Below are 19589 nucleotides of genomic sequence, written 5' to 3'. Positions count from 1 at the left end.
GTACAAATAATATGTACCTCATTCGTTCATTTAACAATTTTACTAATTTTCTTAAATTGTTCGCCTGAAGCGACCTCTACTAAATCAAATAATGCCATTTCAACAGAAGTGAGTAAAATATGCTCCTGTTGTAGACGTGTCAAAGCGATTTGATAATCAATAGCTGTTCTAGAATCAGTAGCATCGGCTAAGACCTCAACGATAAAACCGGCATTTTTTAAATCTCTAGCTGTTTGGAAGACGCAAATATGTGCTTCGATTCCACAGAGTAATACCTGTTTTTTACCGCTAGCAATCAAAGCTTTTTTAAACTCATCTGTACGCCAAGCGCTAAATGTAATTTTTTCAATAGGCGTGCCAATCATTTCAGCTGCTACTGTATCGACAGTTGGTCCGAGTCCTTTTGGGTACTGTTCCAACCATAAAACAGGTAGTTCTAAGACGTTGGCACCTTGAATTAATTGTGTTATTTTTCGCACGGTATGATCGGCATTATTCATTAAAGTGGCTAATTTCCCTTGGACATCTATTACGACAACTGCAGTTTGCTCTAAATTCATCTTTTAGCCCCCTTACTAAATTTATTATATCGTACCGTAATTTTCTCTACTTCGCAAAAAAATAATGCGAAAAGTAAGTAATTTATACTTAATTGGGAAATAATGTTGACAATATGTGTTTGTAATACTAATATTAATTCAACAAACAATTCCTATTGATTTACTTAGGATTAAAAGAGGAGTGGTTCACTTGTCTTCACCATTAAATGACAGTCACCTACATATTATCGAAAAAGCAATTGCGGATATTCAATTTGGAGAAGTACAAATAGCAATCCAAAACGGCAAAATTGTTCAGATTAACCGCTTAGAAAAACATCGCTTTTCGCATAAACCTGAAACAGTAACGAATAAAATAATCATTAAATAACTGAAGCTGACTAGACGACTAGAGGCTCTCAATCATCGGTGATTCAAGCCGCAATGATGAGAGCCTCTTTTTGTCTATTAAGAGGAGGAAAATAGATGTCAAAAGTATATATTGTTGGGGCTGGCCCAGGGGATGCAGAGTTAATAACAGTTAAAGCCTTGCGTGTTATTGAGCAGGCAGACGTTATTTTATATGATCGATTACTGAATGATGAATTATTAAAAAATGCTCGTCCAGAGGCGTTAGTGATTTTTTGCGGAAAGCTCCCAGGACAGCATGCGATGATTCAGCAAACCATCAACGAACAATTAGTTTATTATGCCTCATTGGGGAAGATGGTCGTCCGTTTAAAAGGAGGAGATCCATTCGTCTTTGGTCGTGGAGCTGAGGAAGCAGAAGTACTAGCAGAACATGGAATTGATTTTGAGATTATACCGGGCGTCACATCGGGTATTGCAGCAGCTGCCTATGCTGGTATACCCGTGACACATCGTGATTTAGCCTCGAGTTTTGCCATCGTTACGGGGCATATGCAAGAAGGCAAGGAGGATGCGATAAAATGGCGAAATTTAGCACAGGGCGTCGATACACTTGCGATTTATATGGGTGTGCAAAAATTACCTTATATTGTTAAACAACTGATACACTACGGCAAAGATAAGGAGACCGCAATCGCTCTTATTCATTGGGGAACATATGATAAACAACGCACAGTGACAGGGACACTTGAGACGATTGTTAATATTGTGACAGAAAAAAATATTAGTAATCCAAGTATTATTATCATTGGTGAAGTGGTTAAAATGCACAATAAAATTAATTGGTTTAAAGAACAACAAGCGGTTTTACAATAGGGGGGATCAAAATGAAAGCCATATTATATATTGCACACGGTACAAGGCTTCAAGAAGGTATTGCAGAGGCACAAGCATTTATTCAAAGTGTACAACGAGCTATTCCAATGGCGATTCAAGAAATAGCATTTTTAGAGTTGGCCACACCGACGCTTGAAGAGGGAATGCAGACTTGTATAACAAGAGGCGCAACAGAAATATTAGTGTTGCCATTATTGTTACTTTCAGCACAACATATACGATCAGATATTCCGCAATTAGTCGATAATTGCCGTCGAAAGACTCCTCATATTGCTATGCATATAGGGGAACCAATCGGTTTGAAGAGAAAAATGATTCTAGCAATTGCAGAACAACTTGCACCGATGGGAAATTGCGAACAAGCGCAAATTATTCTAGTAGGTAGAGGAAGTTCACACCCAAATATTGAACGTGATTTTTCGGAGATTGCTAGCCGTTTTAAACTACACTCCATGTATCGTCAAGTCAATATTGCTTTTTTGTATGGTAGAGGCCCGCATGTAACAGATCTCTTACAAAAAACGCCATATGATCACGTGATTTTTGTTCCTTATTTACTTTTTAGTGGGTTGTTAATGAAAAATTTAGAGGCGATACAAATGGCAGATAAACAAAGGATTCGCATTGCACAGCCACTTGGTAAAATGAAATATACAAAAGAAGCATTTATAGAGTCCGTGCTACAAAATATTGCAAACTGGTCTTTAAAGGAGGTTATTTGATGGGTTATGTTAACAAGGAATCAGCGGTCGTTTTAAAACTAATTGAACTAATGCCTACTATTAAAAGTGGCTCTATTCGTATAATCGTGCAAGATTCTCGTGTCGTACAAATTGAAAAATCTGAAGAAATACTACTAAAAAAATAGTCGAGGTGCATACACAATGTTATTGGAAGTAGTCAATAGTCCGTTCAATGAAAAACAAGCGACATTATTAAATGATGTAATGGCAAATCTAACACAGCAACAAAAGATATGGCTCAATGGCTATTTAACAGCAACGCTAAACAACACTTCCAAAATGGTGGTAGAAGAAACCACTTCACTGATAAAAACAGTTACCGCGACAATACTCTATGGTTCTCAAACAGGTAATGCCAAAAGGTTAGCGCAGCGCTTTGGTGAAGAATTGGCACAAAATCAAGTTGTTACAACGGTTAAGTCAATGGCTGATTTTCCAGTGAATAAATTAAAAAAAATAGAAAACCTACTCATCATCACAAGCACGCAAGGAGAGGGAGAAGCACCTGACAATAGTAAAACCTTCTATGATTTCATCCATTCTGAGCGCGCGCCAAAACTTGCAAACAGCCATTATGCAGTATTGGCTTTAGGTGATACATCCTATGATCTTTTTTGCCAAACCGGTATTGATTTTGACAAACGTCTCATCGAACTTGGAGCACAGTCACTTGTGCCGAGAGTCGATTGTGATTTGGATTACGAAGAGGAAGCAGAATGTTGGTTTACGGCCGTACAACAGCAACTGATGGCACAAAGTGGTCAACTTAATCAAGTAGACGCACCGCTAAAAAAAGTAGTTTCTACAGAAAATTATAGTAAGAAAAAGCCATATTCTGCGAAAGTATTAGAAAAAATCAATTTAAATATGACAGGTTCTGATAAGGCGACATATCATCTTGAATTGTCTTTAGAAAACGCAGGTATAGAGTATGAACCTGGTGACAGTTTAGGCGTTTACGCTAAAAATAATGAAGAACTTGTAGCCGCATTATTAATGCAGTTATCACTGGACGGTCAGCAGTTAGTAACGATTGACCAGATAGAAATCACGTTGACAGAAGCGTTGCTTTATCATTATGAAATAACTGTATTAACAAAACCTTTAATCGCTAAATTTGAAGTAGAAAATTTACCGCATGAAAACTGGAGAGAAGGTCGGAATATTGTCGATTTATTACGGTACGCGAAAATCACATCTCTTACAGCCGCACAATTATTGTCCAAGTTACGGAAGTTACCTGCCCGACTTTATTCTATCGCCAGTAGCTTAGCTGTTCATGAAGAAGAAGTACATATTACAGTAGGTCAATTACGATATGCGATTGATGATCATTATTATGATGGCGTGTGCAGTGGTTTCATAGCCAATGAAGTACAAATTGGCGATGAACTAAAAATATTCGTGCAGCGAAATGAGGATTTTAAGCTGCCAGCAAGCAATCAGCCGATTATTATGATTGGAGCGGGTACAGGTATTGCACCCTACCGTGCTTTCATGGAACAACGGGAGGAGCAACAGGCGACAGGAAGCGCTTGGTTATTTTTTGGCGACCAACATTTTATGACAGACTTTCTTTATCAAACCGAGTGGTTACGCTATTTGAATGATGGTGTATTGACCTCTATGGATGTTGCTTTTTCACGTGATCAACAACATAAAATCTATGTGCAGCAGCGCATTATCGAAAAAGGTGCCGAATTTTATAATTGGTTGGAAAAAGGTGCGGTTATTTATATTTGTGGTGATGAAAAAAAGATGGCAAAAGATGTGGAAACAGCGATTCTAGAAGTAATTGCAACATATGGACAGTTGACGGAGCAGCAAGCACAACATTATTTAGTGACTTTACTAGCAGAAAAACGTTATTTACGTGATGTATATTAGAGGAGGACAATGATATGACAGGGAAAATTGTGTTACCACCACAAGAAGGTCAGACAGCCCCAAATGAAGGAATCAAAAAAGCGAGCAATTATTTACGAGGGACACTACAACAGTCTATGGCCGAGCCACTCAGTGCCTCGATTCCGACAGATGATCAAAATTTGATTAAATTTCATGGTAGTTATATGCAGGATAATCGAGATGAACGGGATGAAAGGCAACAGAAAAAATTAGAGCCTTCTTATCAATTTATGATTCGTGTGCGTACACCTGGTGGAGCTGCGACAGGAGCGCAATGGCTTATGATGGATAAAATGGCACATCAATATGGGAATGGTACATTGAAAATTACAACACGTCAGGCTTTTCAATTACATGGCATCTTAAAATGGAATGTGAAAGCCTATATGCAGGAAATGAACAATGCCCTACTGGATTCATTAGCTGCTTGTGGTGATGTCAATCGCAATGTAATGTGTAATGTTATTCCATCTATGTCAGCGGTGCATGAGGAGGTTTATCAGTGGGCTGTTACAGTAAGTGAGCATTTATTGCCTCATACCCGCGCGTATCATGAAATTTGGCTGGATGGTGAAAAGGTAATAGATACGCCACAAACTGAAGAAGTAGAACCAATTTATGGTGAATTATACTTACCAAGAAAATTTAAAATTGGTATGGCGATTCCACCAAGTAATGATACCGATATTTATTCGCAAGATATTGGGATCATTGCGATTATAGAAAAAAATAAACTCATCGGTTTTAATCTAACTGTAGGAGGTGGTATGGGCATGACACATGGTGATGAGGGTACCTATCCACAACTCGGTCATTTAATTGGTTTTGTCCTGCCATCGCAATTAGTAGAAGCAGCAGAAAAAATCGTCACAATTCAACGCGACTACGGTAATCGCATTGAACGCAAAAATGCTCGTTTTAAATATACGATTGATCGCTATGGAATTGACTGGTTTTTAACAGAATTTGATAAGCGTACAACTTTTGAATTGCAGCCAGCCAGAGAGTTTCACTTTGAACGTACGGGTGATCGCTATGGTTGGATGCAAGGTACTGACGAAAAATGGCATATGACATTATTCATTCAAAATGGTCGCGTTAAAGATTTCGAAGATTATCCATTAATGACAGGGATTCGTGAAATTGCTAAGATTCATCAAGGCCGCTTTTTCATGACGCCGAATCAAAATTTAGTCATTGCAGATGTTACGACAGCACAGAAAGAAAAAATCGATGAACTCATTAAGAGCTATCATTTAACAGATGGAGCCCATTACTCAGCGTTGCGGAGAAATTCTATTGCCTGTGTATCCATGCCAACATGCGGACTGGCCATGGCGGAAGCAGAACGTTATTTACCATCACTAATCAGCAAGATTGATAGATTATTACAACAGAATAATCTATCAGAAACAGAAATAACTATCCGTATGTCGGGTTGTCCAAATGGTTGTTCTCGTGCAGCAATCGGTGAGATTGGTTTTATCGGCAAAGGACCTGGGAAATACAATATGTATTTGGGGGCAGCTTTTAATGGTAGTCGACTGAACAAAATCTATCGAGAAAATATTGCTGAAGAAGAAATAATTATGGAACTAACACCCATTATAAAGCACTATGCACAAACCCGACTACAAGATGAACATTTTGGTGATTTTACAATTCGAGCAGGTTATGTAACAGCAACAACGGATGGTAGAAACTTTCATGAAATTGCAAAAAATTCAAAATAATAGTTATTTAATACTGTTTTGAGTGGACTTCCTTGATAATTAGTAGCAAAATGAACGTATACAGAAAGCATGTAAATCTAAGTTTGAAAAGAGGTATATGTATGTTTGCAAAAAAAATAGTTGTTGCCTATAATGACACCGATTTATCAAATGACGTGTTAGAATACGTTAAAGAAATACTTAAACTTAGTAATGAAATTGATCTGGACATTATTTACTCATATGAAGGACCACCGGAAGCCTTGTCACCAATGCAGAAAAATTTTGATGTAGGTGCTCCAGAAATGTTGCGTTATGCAGATCAAATTATTTTAAAAGCAAAAACTAAATTCGGAGATTTACCGAATAAAGTGGAAGGTTTTATTTATAATGAAGGAGCAGCAAGTGCTGTCTTAGACCATGCTGATGAACATCATTCAGATTTAATTGTTATTGGCAATAGAGGATTTACCGGCTTGCGTGAGTATGTGTCGAGTGTTAGTCGTACCGTACAATCTAAAGCGAAAATCCCCGTGTTAATTTTCCCGAAATATGCGGCAGAGCATGAAGAAAACGAAGGGAAATAACGATGAAATTTAGAAGATGAAGGGGCTATGACAAAGGGTGGTCTCCGTTCATGCAAACAGGGAAATTGCTTCGGCAATTTCCCTGTTTGCATGAAGTACTGCTTGTAGATTTCAGCTGCCGATCTTCGTAAAATTGTGGCTATTAACGCAAAGTCAATTTTTTTCGAATCTTTGGTTGCCACAAACTGAAAATCGAGTAAAACCTAAATAAGCCTTTAAAAATCCAAAAACGGGTTGTGTTGCAAAGTTTCTCAATTAGCATGATATAAGATGGAAAAAACGCCAGCATACATTATGCCGGCGTTTTTTGTTGCCTGTTCATTAGGAATAGAGAACATAGAATGAGTAGAAAACCTATAAGAGACGAGAAAGAATAAGCGCTACTCGTTTGTGGTAATTCTTGTTGAACAAAAACGCTGTCGTTTGCAGATTCAGGTGAAGAATTTGCAGTTGTTGCCATTGACCATGGTTGTGCTGTTTCCTTTACAGAAGCTTCGTCATCTTTAGCTTTTTTTTCAGTAGTTGTTGCTGTGCCCTTAATAGGCAGGCCAGTACCAAGGGATGTTGTACGTTCAGTAGGACTCTTTTTTGCTTGTACGGTAGTGAAAATGAACGAACTGACAAATAAGAGCGTGATGAGGGAAATAGTCAATCGCTGCCAATTAATCATAAAAACACCTCCATTAAAACTATACCTTTTTTACCGTATACAATAACTAGTAAAAATTTCAAAAAGACCTAATAAAACTGAATAGCTCTACTTATCGGCCTGCTATTGTATTGCAAGATATCACTCTGTAAAATCGATTGTAGAACATGTGAAGAGAGGATTTTAAAATATGGTAAAAGAGCTTCGTTCGTATCTATTAATGGTAGTAGGGACATTGATTTTAGGAATTGCATTTAATGCATTTTTATTACCAGCTAAGCTTGCTGCAGGTGGTATTGTCGGTGTAAGCACGATACTTTTCGAATTATATGGTTGGAATCCAACAGTCGTACAATTAACCATTAATATTCCATTATTTATAGTAGGTTATACATTACTAGGTAAAAGTTTTAGTTCAAAAACATTGGTCGGAACAATAATGCTCCCCCTCTTTATATTGGCAACGTCTAAGCTTCCTTTTGAAGTCCATGATCCAATGCTTGCATCCATATATGGTGGTATTTTAACAGGTATTGGACTAGGCTTAGTATTTAGAGCGAATGGCTCGACAGGTGGTACGACAATTATCGGTCAGTTACTAAAAAAATATTTTAGATTATCGAGTGGCTATGCACAATTGATCATTGATGCGGTTGTCGTATTTGCCGCAATGTTTGTTTTTAATCTGGAATTGGCACTATATGCCATGATTGCGATTTTTATTACGAGCAAGGTAATTGACCTTGTGCAACTACGTACCTCATCATCTAAGCTCGTATTGATTGTTACTGATCATGAAGAAGATATCCGTACGCTAATTCACGAGGAAATCAATCGTGGCTTTACAAAAATTTGGTCTGAAGGTGGCTATTCGAGAGAACGAAAAGCTTTATTATTTAGTGTTTTAGAACAGGCAGAAGCTGTTTATCTAAAGGAACTCTTACAAAGTCATGAGTCAGAATCCTTTGTTATCTTTTTAAATGCATCGGATATTATGGGTCGTGGTTTTACATTACCTAAAGATTTTAAAAAATAAGGGTAGTCATTTTTCAAATAGAATTATTTATACAGTGAACCCAAAAAATCGAACGAAACTGTTCGTTTTTTTATTTTGGCTATTTTCTGAAAAAGTTATTGTTTCAATAGTAGGTTTATTTTTAGCATCATCTCTAGACCATGAATCATCAAATCGGATGAATGAAAACAACAAATAGAGATATGAATTAGTGCCTGCAAGCGAAAATAATATAATCATTTTTGGTAAGGTTTCTGGGGGATATTGGACTAAATTTATTGCAGGTGATGAAGGTCCAACAAACTGGGGAAAAAGCGACGCTTCAATAAAAAATAACGCCAAGTAGATGAGAGTGTTAACCACCTTATATTTCTGAGGTGGTTTTTATATTACCTCAAATGCTTGATGCCTTTCTCCTGTAAGCTAGTGGCAGCAACAAAGCATAGCACTCCTAGTAATTGTTCAGATGTATTTCATGCATTAAACTCTTCATAAATAGCTAAGCACATATACTAAAAAAGGAACAAATTATGAGAGAAAATCCTTTTTACATCAAATATGCACTGCTAGTCATGATGGGAAATCAAAGAATCAGAATTTTATTCGTGCAAGAAAATTATTTTCGTCGTATTTGAGCGGAATAGTAAATAGCCTCGGCTAACAATATGAATGGACAGCATCAACTGGAATCAAAATGGTGAATTAGATGGCAAAAATAGACTGCTAGCAGTAACGGATTACCAGATAATTCAAATAAGTAGAGTGTGAAGTATAAAAAAAGAAATTTTATATTATATTTATGTGAAGTAAAAGCTTTTCAAGCGTTCTTTATAAGCTAATTCGAGTATAATAAAGAAGGAGATTTACCATATAAAAATAGATAGTAATAGAGGAGACGAAAGAATGGTGATTAATAAAAATCGGTTGCAATATGAAACATCACCGTATTTATTACAGCATGCGTCTAATCCTGTCGATTGGTATCCGTGGGGACAGGAAGCCTTTGATCGAGCTGAAAAAGAAAATAAGGCAATATTTGTCAGCATTGGTTATTCAACATGCCATTGGTGTCATAGGATGGCACACGACTGCTTTGAAGATCAAGAAGTTGCAGCATTATTAAATGCTAACTTCATCAATATTAAAGTAGATCGTGAAGAACGACCCGATATTGACCAATTGTATTTGAATGTTTGTCAAATGTTGACGGGTTCTGGTGGTTGGCCACTGCATGTTTTTTTAACGCCTCAACAGCTTCCATTTTACGCAGGCACATACTTTCCAAAATATAGCGTTGGCCAGCAGCCAGGCATGCTGGATTTAATTGCTTATATTGCGAAAGTATATAAGGAAGAAAATTCACGCGTGCAACAAATAGGACAAAGTCTACAAAAGGGTCTAGTAAAACAAAGTTTCTCGATACCTGTTATGATATCGCCGACAATTGCCGAGGATGCATACAAGACATTATTTAATCATTTTGATGGGCTATATGGCGGCTTTGGTACTGCGCCAAAATTCCCATCGGTGAGTCAACTATTATTTTTGATGAAATATAGTAAATTATATGATGATCAGCAGGCCTTATTTCTAGTCGAAAAAACCTTAACGCATCTCTACCGTGGTGGAATTTATGATCATCTTGGCGGCGGTTTTAGTCGCTATTCAGTCGACCAACAATGGTTGGTCCCACATTTTGAAAAAATGCTCTATGATCAAGCATTGATGATAATCGCCTACTCAGAAGTGTACCAACTAACAAAGAATCCGTTATACAAAATGATTATAGCTGAAACAATCGATTTTCTTATTGCAGAAATGCAAGATGAGGATGGTAGTTTTTATGCGGCTATTGATGCAGATAGTGAAGGCAAAGAAGGAGAATATTACACCTGGCGACAAGATGAGTTGCCGGCAGATTTTGCGGCGGCTTTTGGTGCGCAAGATGCCCCTCATCTAGATGGAAAATATGTACTCAATTTAATTGAAAATGATAATTTCCCACAGATGGCAAAACAATTTGAGGTGCAACGTAAGCAATTGCTGGCACTTCGTCAAAAACGTCACTATCCACATGTAGATAAGAAAAAATTATCTGGGTGGAATGCTTTAGTTGTTGTAGCCTTTTCTAAAGCAGCACAGGCAACACAAGATGATCAGTATAAAGATTTAGCGATACAACTAATGCAGATTTTAGAGACCAGACATATGAATGAGGGCAAATTATACAGTACGAATGAGTCCAATAGGGAAGCTTTTTTAGATGACTATAGTTATTTGTTATGGGCATATAATGAATTAGCGCTTTTAACAACGGATGATTACTATGTGAAACAAGCAAAAAAACTTTTCAACTACATTAATGCAAACTTTGGTGATCGAGACAATGGTGGTTACCTTTTATCTTCTAGCAATCATGAACAATTGATTGTGAATCAGCGTTCAATTTTAGATGGTGCCTTGCCACCAGGTAACGCCATAATGGCGGTAGAAGGGTATCGATTAGCTAAAATAATAGGCAATCAAAAATTCGAACAAAAAGCGTTGCAACAGCTGACGGTTTTTTCAAAAGATATTATGAATTACCCTTCTTCCACACTTTCGCTCTTACAAGTAGAGCTACTGGAACAAGCACAAGGTGCTGAAATTCATATTATTGCACAGGATATGGATTTTCTACGCGCTGTACAACAACAATATCGACCATTTGATAGTTGGACATACACAAATGGTGCGCCGTTTTCAGTCCAAATCTGTAGTAAGCAAACATGCTATCTAGCGATGAAATCACCAAAAGAGGCAAATGAGTGGTTAGAAAAAGTATCTAAACAATAGGAGAAATTTCAAAATATTTAAGGCGTCAACAATACTAAGGAGTGGAACCATGACCAAGCAACATTTGTCAATGAGAGAAATTAAAATCGAAGAAATGAATCAATTTATTAAGTTACTGAATTATGTATTTCAAATTAATGTCTCGATGCATAAAGATCGACTCTTCATTAATGCAAAATCAAAACAATTTCGTGAAGGGAAAGCGATCGGTTGGTTTGATGGTGATCACCTAATATCACAAATTTTGAATTTGCCATTTCAAGTGAATATTCATGGTAAAATTTATGATATGGGTGGAATTACAGCAGTTGGTACGTATCCAGAGTATTCTAAACATGGTTTAATGCATAAACTAATTTATAACAGCCTTGAAAATATGAAACAAGAAGGGCAAACAATTTCTTACTTATATCCGTATTCGATTCCTTATTATCGCAATAAGGGTTTTGAAATTATGAGTGATATTGTCGAATATCAAATGAAGGATACGCAAATGCCTTATTACGACAATATAGAAGGGCAAGTAAGACGCGTTTTAGAAGATCATGCCGATGTTATTAGTATTTACGATCAATATGCCCGTGAAAAACATGGCTCTATGGTGCGTAATGCGATTGCGTGGAATGAAAAATTTCAAGAGAGTTATTGGGAAGAAAAGTTTGAAGGGAGTGATACACAACTTCAAGCTGCCGTTTATTATGAGCCAGAAACAAATGAACCCATCGGCTATATTTTCTATCGCATTATGGAAGAAAATTTCTATGTCGATGAGTTAATCTACTTAAATAATGAAGCAAGAAAAGGGTTATGGAACTTTATAAATGCCCATAAATCGATGGTATATCATGTCTTCGGTAAAACAGGCGGTACGGAAGCGGTAGCATTCCTTATGCAAGATAGTGAGATTAAACAGAATTTATCGCCATATTTCATGGCGCGAATCGTAGATATGATTCCATTTGTAGAACAATTCCCATTCAGATTAGATGATTTCTCACTTCAAATTGCCGTTGAAGACAAGATTGCATTGTGGAATAATGGGACGTTTGAAATTAGCAGTAAAGCGGGCATTGTCACAGCGACAAAATGGAGTGATGAACTACTAGAAAATGTACCCCAACTGACGATTCAAACGTTAACAACGATGTTATTGGGTTATATTCGTCCACAATATTTATATAGTATTGAACGAATCATGGCCCCAAATGATCAGGTTGTGGAGTTATTTGAAGAACTAATTCCAAATAATGTTCCTAGTTTTATTGATTATTTCTAATATACAATTTCAGTAAAGACAACGCACCTAGAGCTATAGGTGCGTTTCTATGGATTAGAAAGGGTGAGCCTATAGATGGCAGGTGTACGCTATTTATTAACATATTTAAAACCATATATCGTAATTACAATATTAGCGCCACTCTTAATGGTTGTGGAAGTGATAACAGATTTATTACAGCCAACAATCATGCAATATATCATTGATGATGGCATTGCAAATGATGATTTTAACACTGTGTTAAATTATACATTTCTTATGCTTGGCGTTGCCGTAATTGGTTTAATTGGTGGTTTAGGCTGTATTTATTTAAGTTCGAAAGTCGGTTTGAATTTAGCGACAGATGTTCGTGCTGATTTATATGAAGTATCGAGTTATTTTTCTGCACGTAGAAGAAATGAAGTAGGCACAGGTAAGTTAGTAACAATTTTAACGAGTGATATTGAAATGGTACAACGAGCGTTAATGATGACTTTACGTATATTTGTTCGAGGGCCATTAATGTTTATTGGAGCGATTATTATTGTATGGTTGACGGCTAGAGAACTGTTTCCTATTTTATTAATTATTGTCCCTATTCTAATCATTCTTATTGCACTATTTACTATGTACTCTGGGAAAATATTTGGTAAAGTTCAAAGAGCTTTGGATGCAGTAAATACGAAGCTATCTGAAAACTTAGCAGGTATACAAGTAATAAAAGCATTCCATCGATTAAAAGAACAAATTATTCAATTTACAGGGTTGAATGCTACATTAACAAAACATAATCAAAATGCTAATATATTAATTGGATTTTTAGGCCCATTATCGATGTTTATTATTAATATGGGGATTATTGCGGCACTATGGTTAGGTGCTATAAAAATAGACACTGGTACTATGCAAATTGGTGTTATTTTAGCATTTATTAACTATTTGAATATTATTATGGGTGGTCTGATGATGAGTATGATGGTATTGATGCAAATTGCACGTGCCCTACCTTCAGCCACACGAATTAAAGATGTTCTTTTGACAGAAGACGATTTAAAAGAAAATGGGGGACTCATCAAACCAATTGAAGGGGATATTGAATTTAAAAACATCAATTTTGCTTATCATGATCATGGTGAAAATGTTTTAGAAAATATTACATTGCATATAAAAAAGGGGCAGACAATCGGTTTTATTGGTATGACGGGTTCTGGTAAATCAACTTTATTAAATTTGATTCCACGCTTATATGATGCTCAGCAGGGTGAAATCTTAATTGATGGTGAAAAAATTGAACGATATGATGTCAATTATTTGCGCTCTCAAATTGCTATTGCACCTCAAAAAGCAACGCTCTTCACAGGGACCATTGCTTCCAACTTAAAATTTGGTAATGAACAGGCAAAAGAGGCTCAAATGGTGAAAGCCTTAAATCAAGCAAGTGCTTGGAATTTTGTATCACAATACGATCAACAATTACAATTTAAACTGACACAAAATGGCGGTAATTTATCTGGTGGTCAAAAGCAACGCATTGCGATGGCAAGGGCATTTATCCGCAACGCAAATATTTTGATTTTAGATGATACAACTTCTGCTGTTGATACCATTTCGGAAAAAATAATTCAGCAACAAATTGCGGAAGATTTTATTGATAAAACAGTCATTATCGTATCTTCAAAAGTTTCATCTATCCAAAATGCCGATCAAATTGCTGTTTTCGAGGACGGTAAAATTATAGCAATCGGTACACATGAACAATTATTGCTAAGTAGCGTAGCGTATCGTGAAACATTCGAACTACAACAGCAGAATGGGGGGCTTTTTACATGACTAATGCACCTAGACCTATGGGAGGACATCCCGGAGGACGAGGAGGCATATCTGCTTCTCAAGAAAAACCGAAAAATAAAAAAGCAACGATTAAGCGAATTTGGCACTATATTAGCAAATACAAGCTTGCGCTCTGGATTGTGATGTTTTTAGTAATTGCTTCCTCAGCATTAACGGTCTATGCACCTTATTATTTAGGGCAAATTGTCGATAACTATATTATACCGAGAGACCTTGATGGCACGATAACACAACTTCTCTATTTAGGCGCCATCTTCATTGCGATAAGTATTTTTACATGGCTTCAAATTTTGTTAATGATTCGAATTTCGATGCGTACAATTCAAAAAGTACGTCAAGATTTATTTGAACATTTTCAAGTGTTACCGATGTCTTTTTATAATCGGCATTCAACAGGGGATCTTATGAGTCGTGTTACAAATGATGTCGATAATTTGAATACAGCACTTAGTCAAAGTATTGTGCAAATGATTTCATCCCTCTTGACGATTATTGGTACAGCAGCCGCAATGTTTTATATTTCTTGGAAATTAGCGCTTGTCAGTTTTATCATTATTCCGGCAATGTTTTATTTTTCGAAGGCCATCATAAAACGTTCTGGAAAAAACTATGCAGCAAGGCAAAAAGATTTAGGTGCAATGAATGGCCATATACAAGAAAATATTACGGGGGCAGAGATCGTTACTCTTTTTGGTCAAGAACAGAATAAAGTCGAAGCTTTTAATCAGTTAAACAAGACGTATAAGCAATCAGCATTAAAAGCAGAAATAACTTCTGGTTTGCTAGGCCCATCGAATAACTTTTTGAATAATATTGGTCTGGCACTCGTCATTGGTGCTGGTGCCATTTTAACTTTGTCAGGCGGAGCAACAGTTGGTATTATAGCATCCTTTACAACTTATACGAGACAGTTTTTTAGGCCAATCAACCAAATTTCTAATTTACTCAACACACTTCAATCGGCAATTGCCGGAGCAGAACGTGTCTTTGAAGTTTTAGATGAAAAAAGTGAATTCCTAGATGATCAAGAAAAAAAACCGCTCGAAAAAATAGATGGTTTTATTCAATTTAATGATGTGAGTTTTAGTTATGATGGACAAAAACAAATATTAAACCATATTTCATTACAAGCAAAAGCAGGCGAAATGATTGCGATTGTTGGTACAACTGGTTCTGGTAAAACGACGATTATTAATATATTAAGTCGTTTTTACACATCGAATAGTGGTGAAATTCTTATTAATGGACAACCTATTACGACATTTAAAATTGGCGATGTACGCAAGCGAATTAGTGTTGTTTTACAAGATTCCTACTTATTTTCAGGTACGGTTGCAGATAATATTCGTTTTGGTCGACCAGAAGCTACAGATGAAGAAGTGGTTGCGGCAGCAAAATTGGCATGTGCACATAAATTTATTACCTATTTACCACAAAAATATGATACACCGATTGTGTCAAGTGGTAGCAATTTAAGCCAAGGTCAACGACAGCTTATTGCAATTGCTCGAGCCGTATTAGAAGATGCTGATTTACTAATATTAGATGAAGCAACTTCGTCAGTAGATACACGCACAGAAGTATATATTCAAGAAGGTTTAAAGGCGTTGATGAAAGGTAGAACATCTTTTGTTATTGCCCATCGCTTAAAAACAATTGAGGCAGCAGATCAAATTCTCGTTTTAGATGCAGGACAAATTATTGAGCGAGGCACGCATAGTGAATTGATGATGCAAAATGGTTTTTATGCTGAATTACAGTCACAAAATAATAAACACTAGGTATTTTAAACTGGATTGAAATACTGAATAAATAGATGAAAATCCGCTAAAGTTGAATAAATGTATGAACTAATAACGATAATTATCAGCTATTTCATGTATACTAAGTAAGTAGAAGAGGGGTTTGTAGCTTACATGGAAAATAAATCTCATATGGCAAGCACGAAATATGATCAACTTATTCAAATGGGGGGACAAGTACCTATGAAAAATATTTCAGTCGCAGATAAAGAACTGCAAAAGATTTATTCCCATTTACAAAAAAATACGAATGTTAAAGAAACAGCAAAAAAACTACTGGAAATAATCAATGATTCGGACTATATTTTAAATGTGTTATTGATTGGTGATCTCTATACGAATAAATCATTTTTTATTAATGCATTATTAAATCGTGACTTAATGCCGTTACAATATCATGGTATTTCGTATGTGAATTCGGTCATACGCTATGGTGAAAAAGAAGAGTTAGTCGCTTATTTTTTAGATGGACAAATAGCGAATTTTTCAGTAGATCAAATTGAATTATTTGCGATATCAGACACATTTAGTTCTCAAATTATGAGAGATGGTCTTGATTATCTAGACATTCGAATCAATCATCCATTGTTAAAAACAATGTCATTGTTTGATACATCATCCTATCGTAAGTCATTGTATATACGAGAAAATTTTATCAAGAGAAGTCAAGCAACGGTCTGGTTGACAAATAGTCGTTTTAGAGGACTTCCGTCTGAACAAACACTCGTAAATCATATTCAATCGACAAGTAAAAAACTACTGTTTGTTGTGGAAAAAGATCAAGTATTACCAGACATATTTTCACAATCTGCTGTATACGCAACGATTAAAAAACTACCCATGTCAGTTGATGAACTTAGAGCGGCACAAAAAGTAAATGATGCACAACTTCTTGAAAAAAGTGGTTTTACAGAGCTATTGAAGTTTTTTGAAAGCAGCGCACTAAATGTGGAAGACTACGATGAGTTAATTGATAAGCGTGTCATTCAGTGGATTAAACGCTTTATGCAAGAGATGAAGAACCTAATGAATCGGGATCCTTATTTAGAAGCATATCAAATTTTATCAGAGGCGTTAAAAAATGAAAAACAACTTATTGAATTTACTAAAAGAACAGAACAGCAACTTCAAAAATTAGAACATCAGTTTACAGAATATAGAAATAAATACAATGCTCTAGAAACAGGTTATCAACTACAAGAATTTTTAGAAAAAAACAATTTACAATTAAACGCTCAGACGCGACAGTTTATTACTTGTAATAAACATTATAGTGAGGCTGTACGCAATATGCGCAAAAATAAATTGCAAAATGATTTATTAGCTCAACAACAAATTGCAATTTGCTACAAGGATTTAATCACTTCTTTTGAAGTGGCTAAAACGACTATTTTTAAAGAAATTCAAAGTATTTTCATCGCGCTTGAACAACAAATTCTAGATGTTTACATGACATCTGATTACCGAATAACGCGTCTTGTAAGTGCCGAAAATCGCTTACATGCTTTCGATTCGCTCGTACATGCGCAAGAACATATTATTCGTTATTTAGAAGAAAAACAACAGGTGAATTTAATTCAAGAAGTGATGGCTATCCGTATGAATCATTCTAAATTGATTGAAAACTTCAATAATAAGAAAAAAATGTATACGTTGAGCATGCCTAATAACCCGGATAGTCGTCAATCCATCTATAAAGAAGTGATTGAAAACATTCGTTTTGAACTAGAATAAATTGATTGACAGCTAATGAAAATTGGATACATTCCAAAAGAAGGAGAAATCCTTCTTTTTTTATGGTTCTTTTTATTCATTTAGATGCATAAAAAAAAACAATAATGTGATATTAATAACTCATGCGATAATTGTTATATTTGACTATAATGATAGAAGTTCCAGAATATTATAGGATAGTTTAAAGGAGTAGTCGTATGACAACTTATATTTGCGAACGACATAATTGTGAGCAGAATCAAGTTTTGCAAGACGATAAACTTGTCCTTTATTGTCCTGAATGTGCAAAATTAAATATAGTAAAAATCATTCAACTTGAAGAACAAATAAACTATGATAATACGAAAATAGACCATAGTAAGTTAAAAAAAAGAAAAAGGTCTCTTTATAGCCAATTTCTTTTAGGATTAATAGTAGCGTTCTATCTTCAAGTAACACCATGGCTTTTTGCACCGCTGTTTATTCAGATTGAATCGCTAGGTGGCTATTTTGTCGCAGTGAGCACAGCGTATATGTGGATGTGGTCAAATGGTTTATTAATAATGATGTCCCTTATACTCATCTTAATTGGTGCATACAATGTAAAGGATGCTATGACTAAAATTAAAAAGCTGCCACAAGAAAAAATACTCAATTCTTTAACGAAAAAGGATGTTTCTTTTGCCCTTGATCGCTTCCAAGCGTCAAATAGATTAGTTGTTGCAAAAAGTTATTTGCAAAAAATACATAAGAAATATTCAGAACAAAAAACAACAGTTACGCCAGTTGAAGTTATGACTGAATATGAACTAACGCTATATTATGCAAAATTACTACAACATCTTAAATTTACGAATGTAAAACTAACCGTCCCGCTTGATAGTTTTGGCATTAATTTAATTGGTACACGCGATGGTATTAAGACTGCATTTATGGTTGTAAAAGATGTTGATCGATTATCGTCTAATGCGGTCAATAAATTGGGAACAGGGCGAGCGTATTTTGATTGTGAGGAAGCGGTTGTTCTTGCACAAAAGGATTTATCAAAGGATATGCAGCAATTCATTGAGGAATTATTGATGGGTTTTTGGAATATGGAAGAAATAAAAGAGCAAATTACGTCGAGTTCTGTGGACGAATGGATGATTTATTTAGAAGATTATTTAATTCGCAATGATACAGACTTATCAAAATATGCCATCCATGAAAAACAACGCATTATTCACTTAAATCATTCATAATTAAATCATTTTACAGAAGCAATTGAGTCAGCAGTTACGGTGCTTGACTACTATCGCTTCTTATTTTTATGCAAAATTCGAATTACAATGATGCTAGGTATTTACTGTGCACATAACGGACAAGCATTAAGTTAAAAAGAGTCTAGCATCACCGAGGGCACTGAAAAAGTCCACTTATGCACAGATAAGCGAGGACAGGAACGAATTTCGTTCCTGTCCTCGCTTTTCCTCGTAGCCGTTGATTCCGTTCCGGCGGGCGCTTTTCGCGGGCACGGCTCCAGCCTTCTCCCTCGCTTCGCTCAATCCGGATGCTTCCGCTCGTGCTGTTCCCGCAGAAGTCGCCGCTTGCACTCCATCAACTTGTACTATTCATGGGTTAAAATGTGGTCTCGCCCGGTCACGTATAATAGTAGTTACTAATTAAAGGTGGTGCGACCATGATTTCCAAACAAGAAACCCTTAACTTAAGTCCC

16 protein-coding genes are annotated in these 19589 nt (G+C 36.0%); 14 read left to right on the top strand and 2 right to left on the bottom strand.

What is annotated here, in order from left to right; all coding sequences use genetic code 11:
- Window positions 1-26: 26 nt before the first annotated feature.
- Entirely contained in the window at window positions 27-560 is a 534-nt protein-coding gene (locus DEX24_RS07580) for an isochorismatase family protein (protein ID WP_109305819.1), read from the bottom strand.
- 190 nt (window positions 561-750) lie between these two features.
- Here DEX24_RS07580 and DEX24_RS07575 point away from each other — a divergent pair, with 190 nt between their 5' ends.
- From DEX24_RS07575 to DEX24_RS07545, 7 genes are all read left to right on the top strand, one after another.
- Window positions 751-930 (top strand): YezD family protein, encoded by a 180-nt coding sequence (locus DEX24_RS07575; RefSeq protein ID WP_109305818.1) that lies wholly within the window; start codon window positions 751-753, stop codon window positions 928-930.
- Between the two features lie 95 nt (window positions 931-1025).
- A complete protein-coding gene (gene cobA / locus DEX24_RS07570; RefSeq protein WP_109305817.1) occupies window positions 1026-1784 on the top strand; it encodes a uroporphyrinogen-III C-methyltransferase in 759 nt (252 codons plus the stop codon).
- Between the two features lie 11 nt (window positions 1785-1795).
- Window positions 1796-2527 (top strand): sirohydrochlorin chelatase, encoded by a 732-nt coding sequence (locus DEX24_RS07565; RefSeq protein ID WP_109305816.1) that lies wholly within the window; start codon window positions 1796-1798, stop codon window positions 2525-2527.
- Window positions 2527-2673 (top strand): DUF2292 domain-containing protein, encoded by a 147-nt coding sequence (locus DEX24_RS07560; RefSeq protein WP_109305815.1) that lies wholly within the window; start codon window positions 2527-2529, stop codon window positions 2671-2673. Before DEX24_RS07565 ends, DEX24_RS07560 begins: the two co-directional genes overlap by 1 nt.
- Before the next feature lie 16 nt (window positions 2674-2689).
- Window positions 2690-4435 carry an assimilatory sulfite reductase (NADPH) flavoprotein subunit gene (locus tag DEX24_RS07555; RefSeq protein ID WP_109305814.1) on the top strand — a complete coding sequence of 582 codons (1746 nt, stop codon included), beginning with the start codon at window positions 2690-2692 and terminating at the stop codon, window positions 4433-4435.
- A gap of 14 nt (window positions 4436-4449) precedes the next feature.
- Window positions 4450-6189 carry an assimilatory sulfite reductase (NADPH) hemoprotein subunit gene (gene cysI, locus DEX24_RS07550; protein WP_109305813.1) on the top strand — a complete coding sequence of 580 codons (1740 nt, stop codon included), beginning with the start codon at window positions 4450-4452 and terminating at the stop codon, window positions 6187-6189.
- A 101-nt stretch (window positions 6190-6290) separates the two neighbouring features.
- Window positions 6291-6755, top strand: a complete 465-nt coding sequence (locus DEX24_RS07545) for a universal stress protein (RefSeq protein WP_170112880.1) — start codon at window positions 6291-6293, stop codon at window positions 6753-6755.
- 292 nt (window positions 6756-7047) lie between these two features.
- Here the strand turns inward: DEX24_RS07545 and DEX24_RS07540 are convergent, their stop codons facing one another.
- Window positions 7048-7425, bottom strand: a complete 378-nt coding sequence (locus DEX24_RS07540) for a hypothetical protein (protein ID WP_109305811.1) — start codon at window positions 7423-7425, stop codon at window positions 7048-7050.
- A 169-nt stretch (window positions 7426-7594) separates the two neighbouring features.
- Here DEX24_RS07540 and DEX24_RS07535 point away from each other — a divergent pair, with 169 nt between their 5' ends.
- From DEX24_RS07535 to DEX24_RS07505, 7 genes are all read left to right on the top strand, one after another.
- Window positions 7595-8440: a YitT family protein gene (locus DEX24_RS07535; protein ID WP_109305810.1), complete on the top strand. Its 846-nt coding sequence runs from the start codon at window positions 7595-7597 to the stop codon at window positions 8438-8440.
- Window positions 8441-9322: 882 nt separating this feature from the next.
- Entirely contained in the window at window positions 9323-11254 is a 1932-nt protein-coding gene (locus tag DEX24_RS07530; RefSeq protein WP_109305809.1) for a thioredoxin domain-containing protein, read from the top strand.
- A 49-nt stretch (window positions 11255-11303) separates the two neighbouring features.
- A complete protein-coding gene (locus DEX24_RS07525) occupies window positions 11304-12530 on the top strand; it encodes a GNAT family N-acetyltransferase (protein WP_109305808.1) in 1227 nt (408 codons plus the stop codon).
- A gap of 75 nt (window positions 12531-12605) precedes the next feature.
- Complete coding sequence (locus tag DEX24_RS07520; RefSeq protein ID WP_109305807.1) at window positions 12606-14339, top strand: ABC transporter ATP-binding protein; 1734 nt, start codon at window positions 12606-12608, stop codon at window positions 14337-14339.
- A complete protein-coding gene (locus DEX24_RS07515; RefSeq protein ID WP_246131511.1) occupies window positions 14336-16141 on the top strand; it encodes an ABC transporter ATP-binding protein in 1806 nt (601 codons plus the stop codon). The genes DEX24_RS07520 and DEX24_RS07515 overlap by 4 nt, the downstream gene beginning before the upstream one ends.
- Window positions 16142-16276: 135 nt before the next feature.
- The gene (locus DEX24_RS07510) at window positions 16277-17896 is read left to right on the top strand and encodes a hypothetical protein (protein ID WP_109305806.1); all 1620 of its coding nucleotides are present in this window, start codon (window positions 16277-16279) and stop codon (window positions 17894-17896) included.
- 197 nt (window positions 17897-18093) lie between these two features.
- A complete protein-coding gene (locus DEX24_RS07505) occupies window positions 18094-19116 on the top strand; it encodes a hypothetical protein (RefSeq protein ID WP_109305805.1) in 1023 nt (340 codons plus the stop codon).
- Window positions 19117-19589 lie beyond the last annotated feature (473 nt).

Origin of the sequence: Kurthia sibirica, from assembly GCF_003143975.1 — a bacterium.
Lineage (GTDB): Bacteria > Bacillota > Bacilli > Bacillales_A > Planococcaceae > Kurthia > Kurthia sibirica.
This window is presented reverse-complemented; position numbering and strand designations above follow the sequence as displayed.

What these genes read in the sequence shown, in the direction of transcription:
- DEX24_RS07530 (WP_109305809.1), top strand. Translation starts at nt 9,323, where the DNA reads ATGGTGATTAATAAAAATCGGTTGCAATATGAAACATCACCGTATTTA.
- DEX24_RS07515 (WP_246131511.1), top strand. Translation starts at nt 14,336, where the DNA reads ATGACTAATGCACCTAGACCTATGGGAGGACATCCCGGAGGACGAGGA.
- cysI (WP_109305813.1), top strand. Translation starts at nt 4,450, where the DNA reads ATGACAGGGAAAATTGTGTTACCACCACAAGAAGGTCAGACAGCCCCA.
- DEX24_RS07505 (WP_109305805.1), top strand. Translation starts at nt 18,094, where the DNA reads ATGACAACTTATATTTGCGAACGACATAATTGTGAGCAGAATCAAGTT.
- DEX24_RS07555 (WP_109305814.1), top strand. Translation starts at nt 2,690, where the DNA reads ATGTTATTGGAAGTAGTCAATAGTCCGTTCAATGAAAAACAAGCGACA.
- cobA (WP_109305817.1), top strand. Translation starts at nt 1,026, where the DNA reads ATGTCAAAAGTATATATTGTTGGGGCTGGCCCAGGGGATGCAGAGTTA.
- DEX24_RS07580 (WP_109305819.1), bottom strand. Translation starts at nt 560, where the DNA reads ATGAATTTAGAGCAAACTGCAGTTGTCGTAATAGATGTCCAAGGGAAA.
- DEX24_RS07525 (WP_109305808.1), top strand. Translation starts at nt 11,304, where the DNA reads ATGACCAAGCAACATTTGTCAATGAGAGAAATTAAAATCGAAGAAATG.
- DEX24_RS07560 (WP_109305815.1), top strand. Translation starts at nt 2,527, where the DNA reads ATGGGTTATGTTAACAAGGAATCAGCGGTCGTTTTAAAACTAATTGAA.
- DEX24_RS07520 (WP_109305807.1), top strand. Translation starts at nt 12,606, where the DNA reads ATGGCAGGTGTACGCTATTTATTAACATATTTAAAACCATATATCGTA.
- DEX24_RS07535 (WP_109305810.1), top strand. Translation starts at nt 7,595, where the DNA reads ATGGTAAAAGAGCTTCGTTCGTATCTATTAATGGTAGTAGGGACATTG.
- DEX24_RS07565 (WP_109305816.1), top strand. Translation starts at nt 1,796, where the DNA reads ATGAAAGCCATATTATATATTGCACACGGTACAAGGCTTCAAGAAGGT.
- DEX24_RS07540 (WP_109305811.1), bottom strand. Translation starts at nt 7,425, where the DNA reads ATGATTAATTGGCAGCGATTGACTATTTCCCTCATCACGCTCTTATTT.
- DEX24_RS07545 (WP_170112880.1), top strand. Translation starts at nt 6,291, where the DNA reads ATGTTTGCAAAAAAAATAGTTGTTGCCTATAATGACACCGATTTATCA.
- DEX24_RS07510 (WP_109305806.1), top strand. Translation starts at nt 16,277, where the DNA reads ATGGAAAATAAATCTCATATGGCAAGCACGAAATATGATCAACTTATT.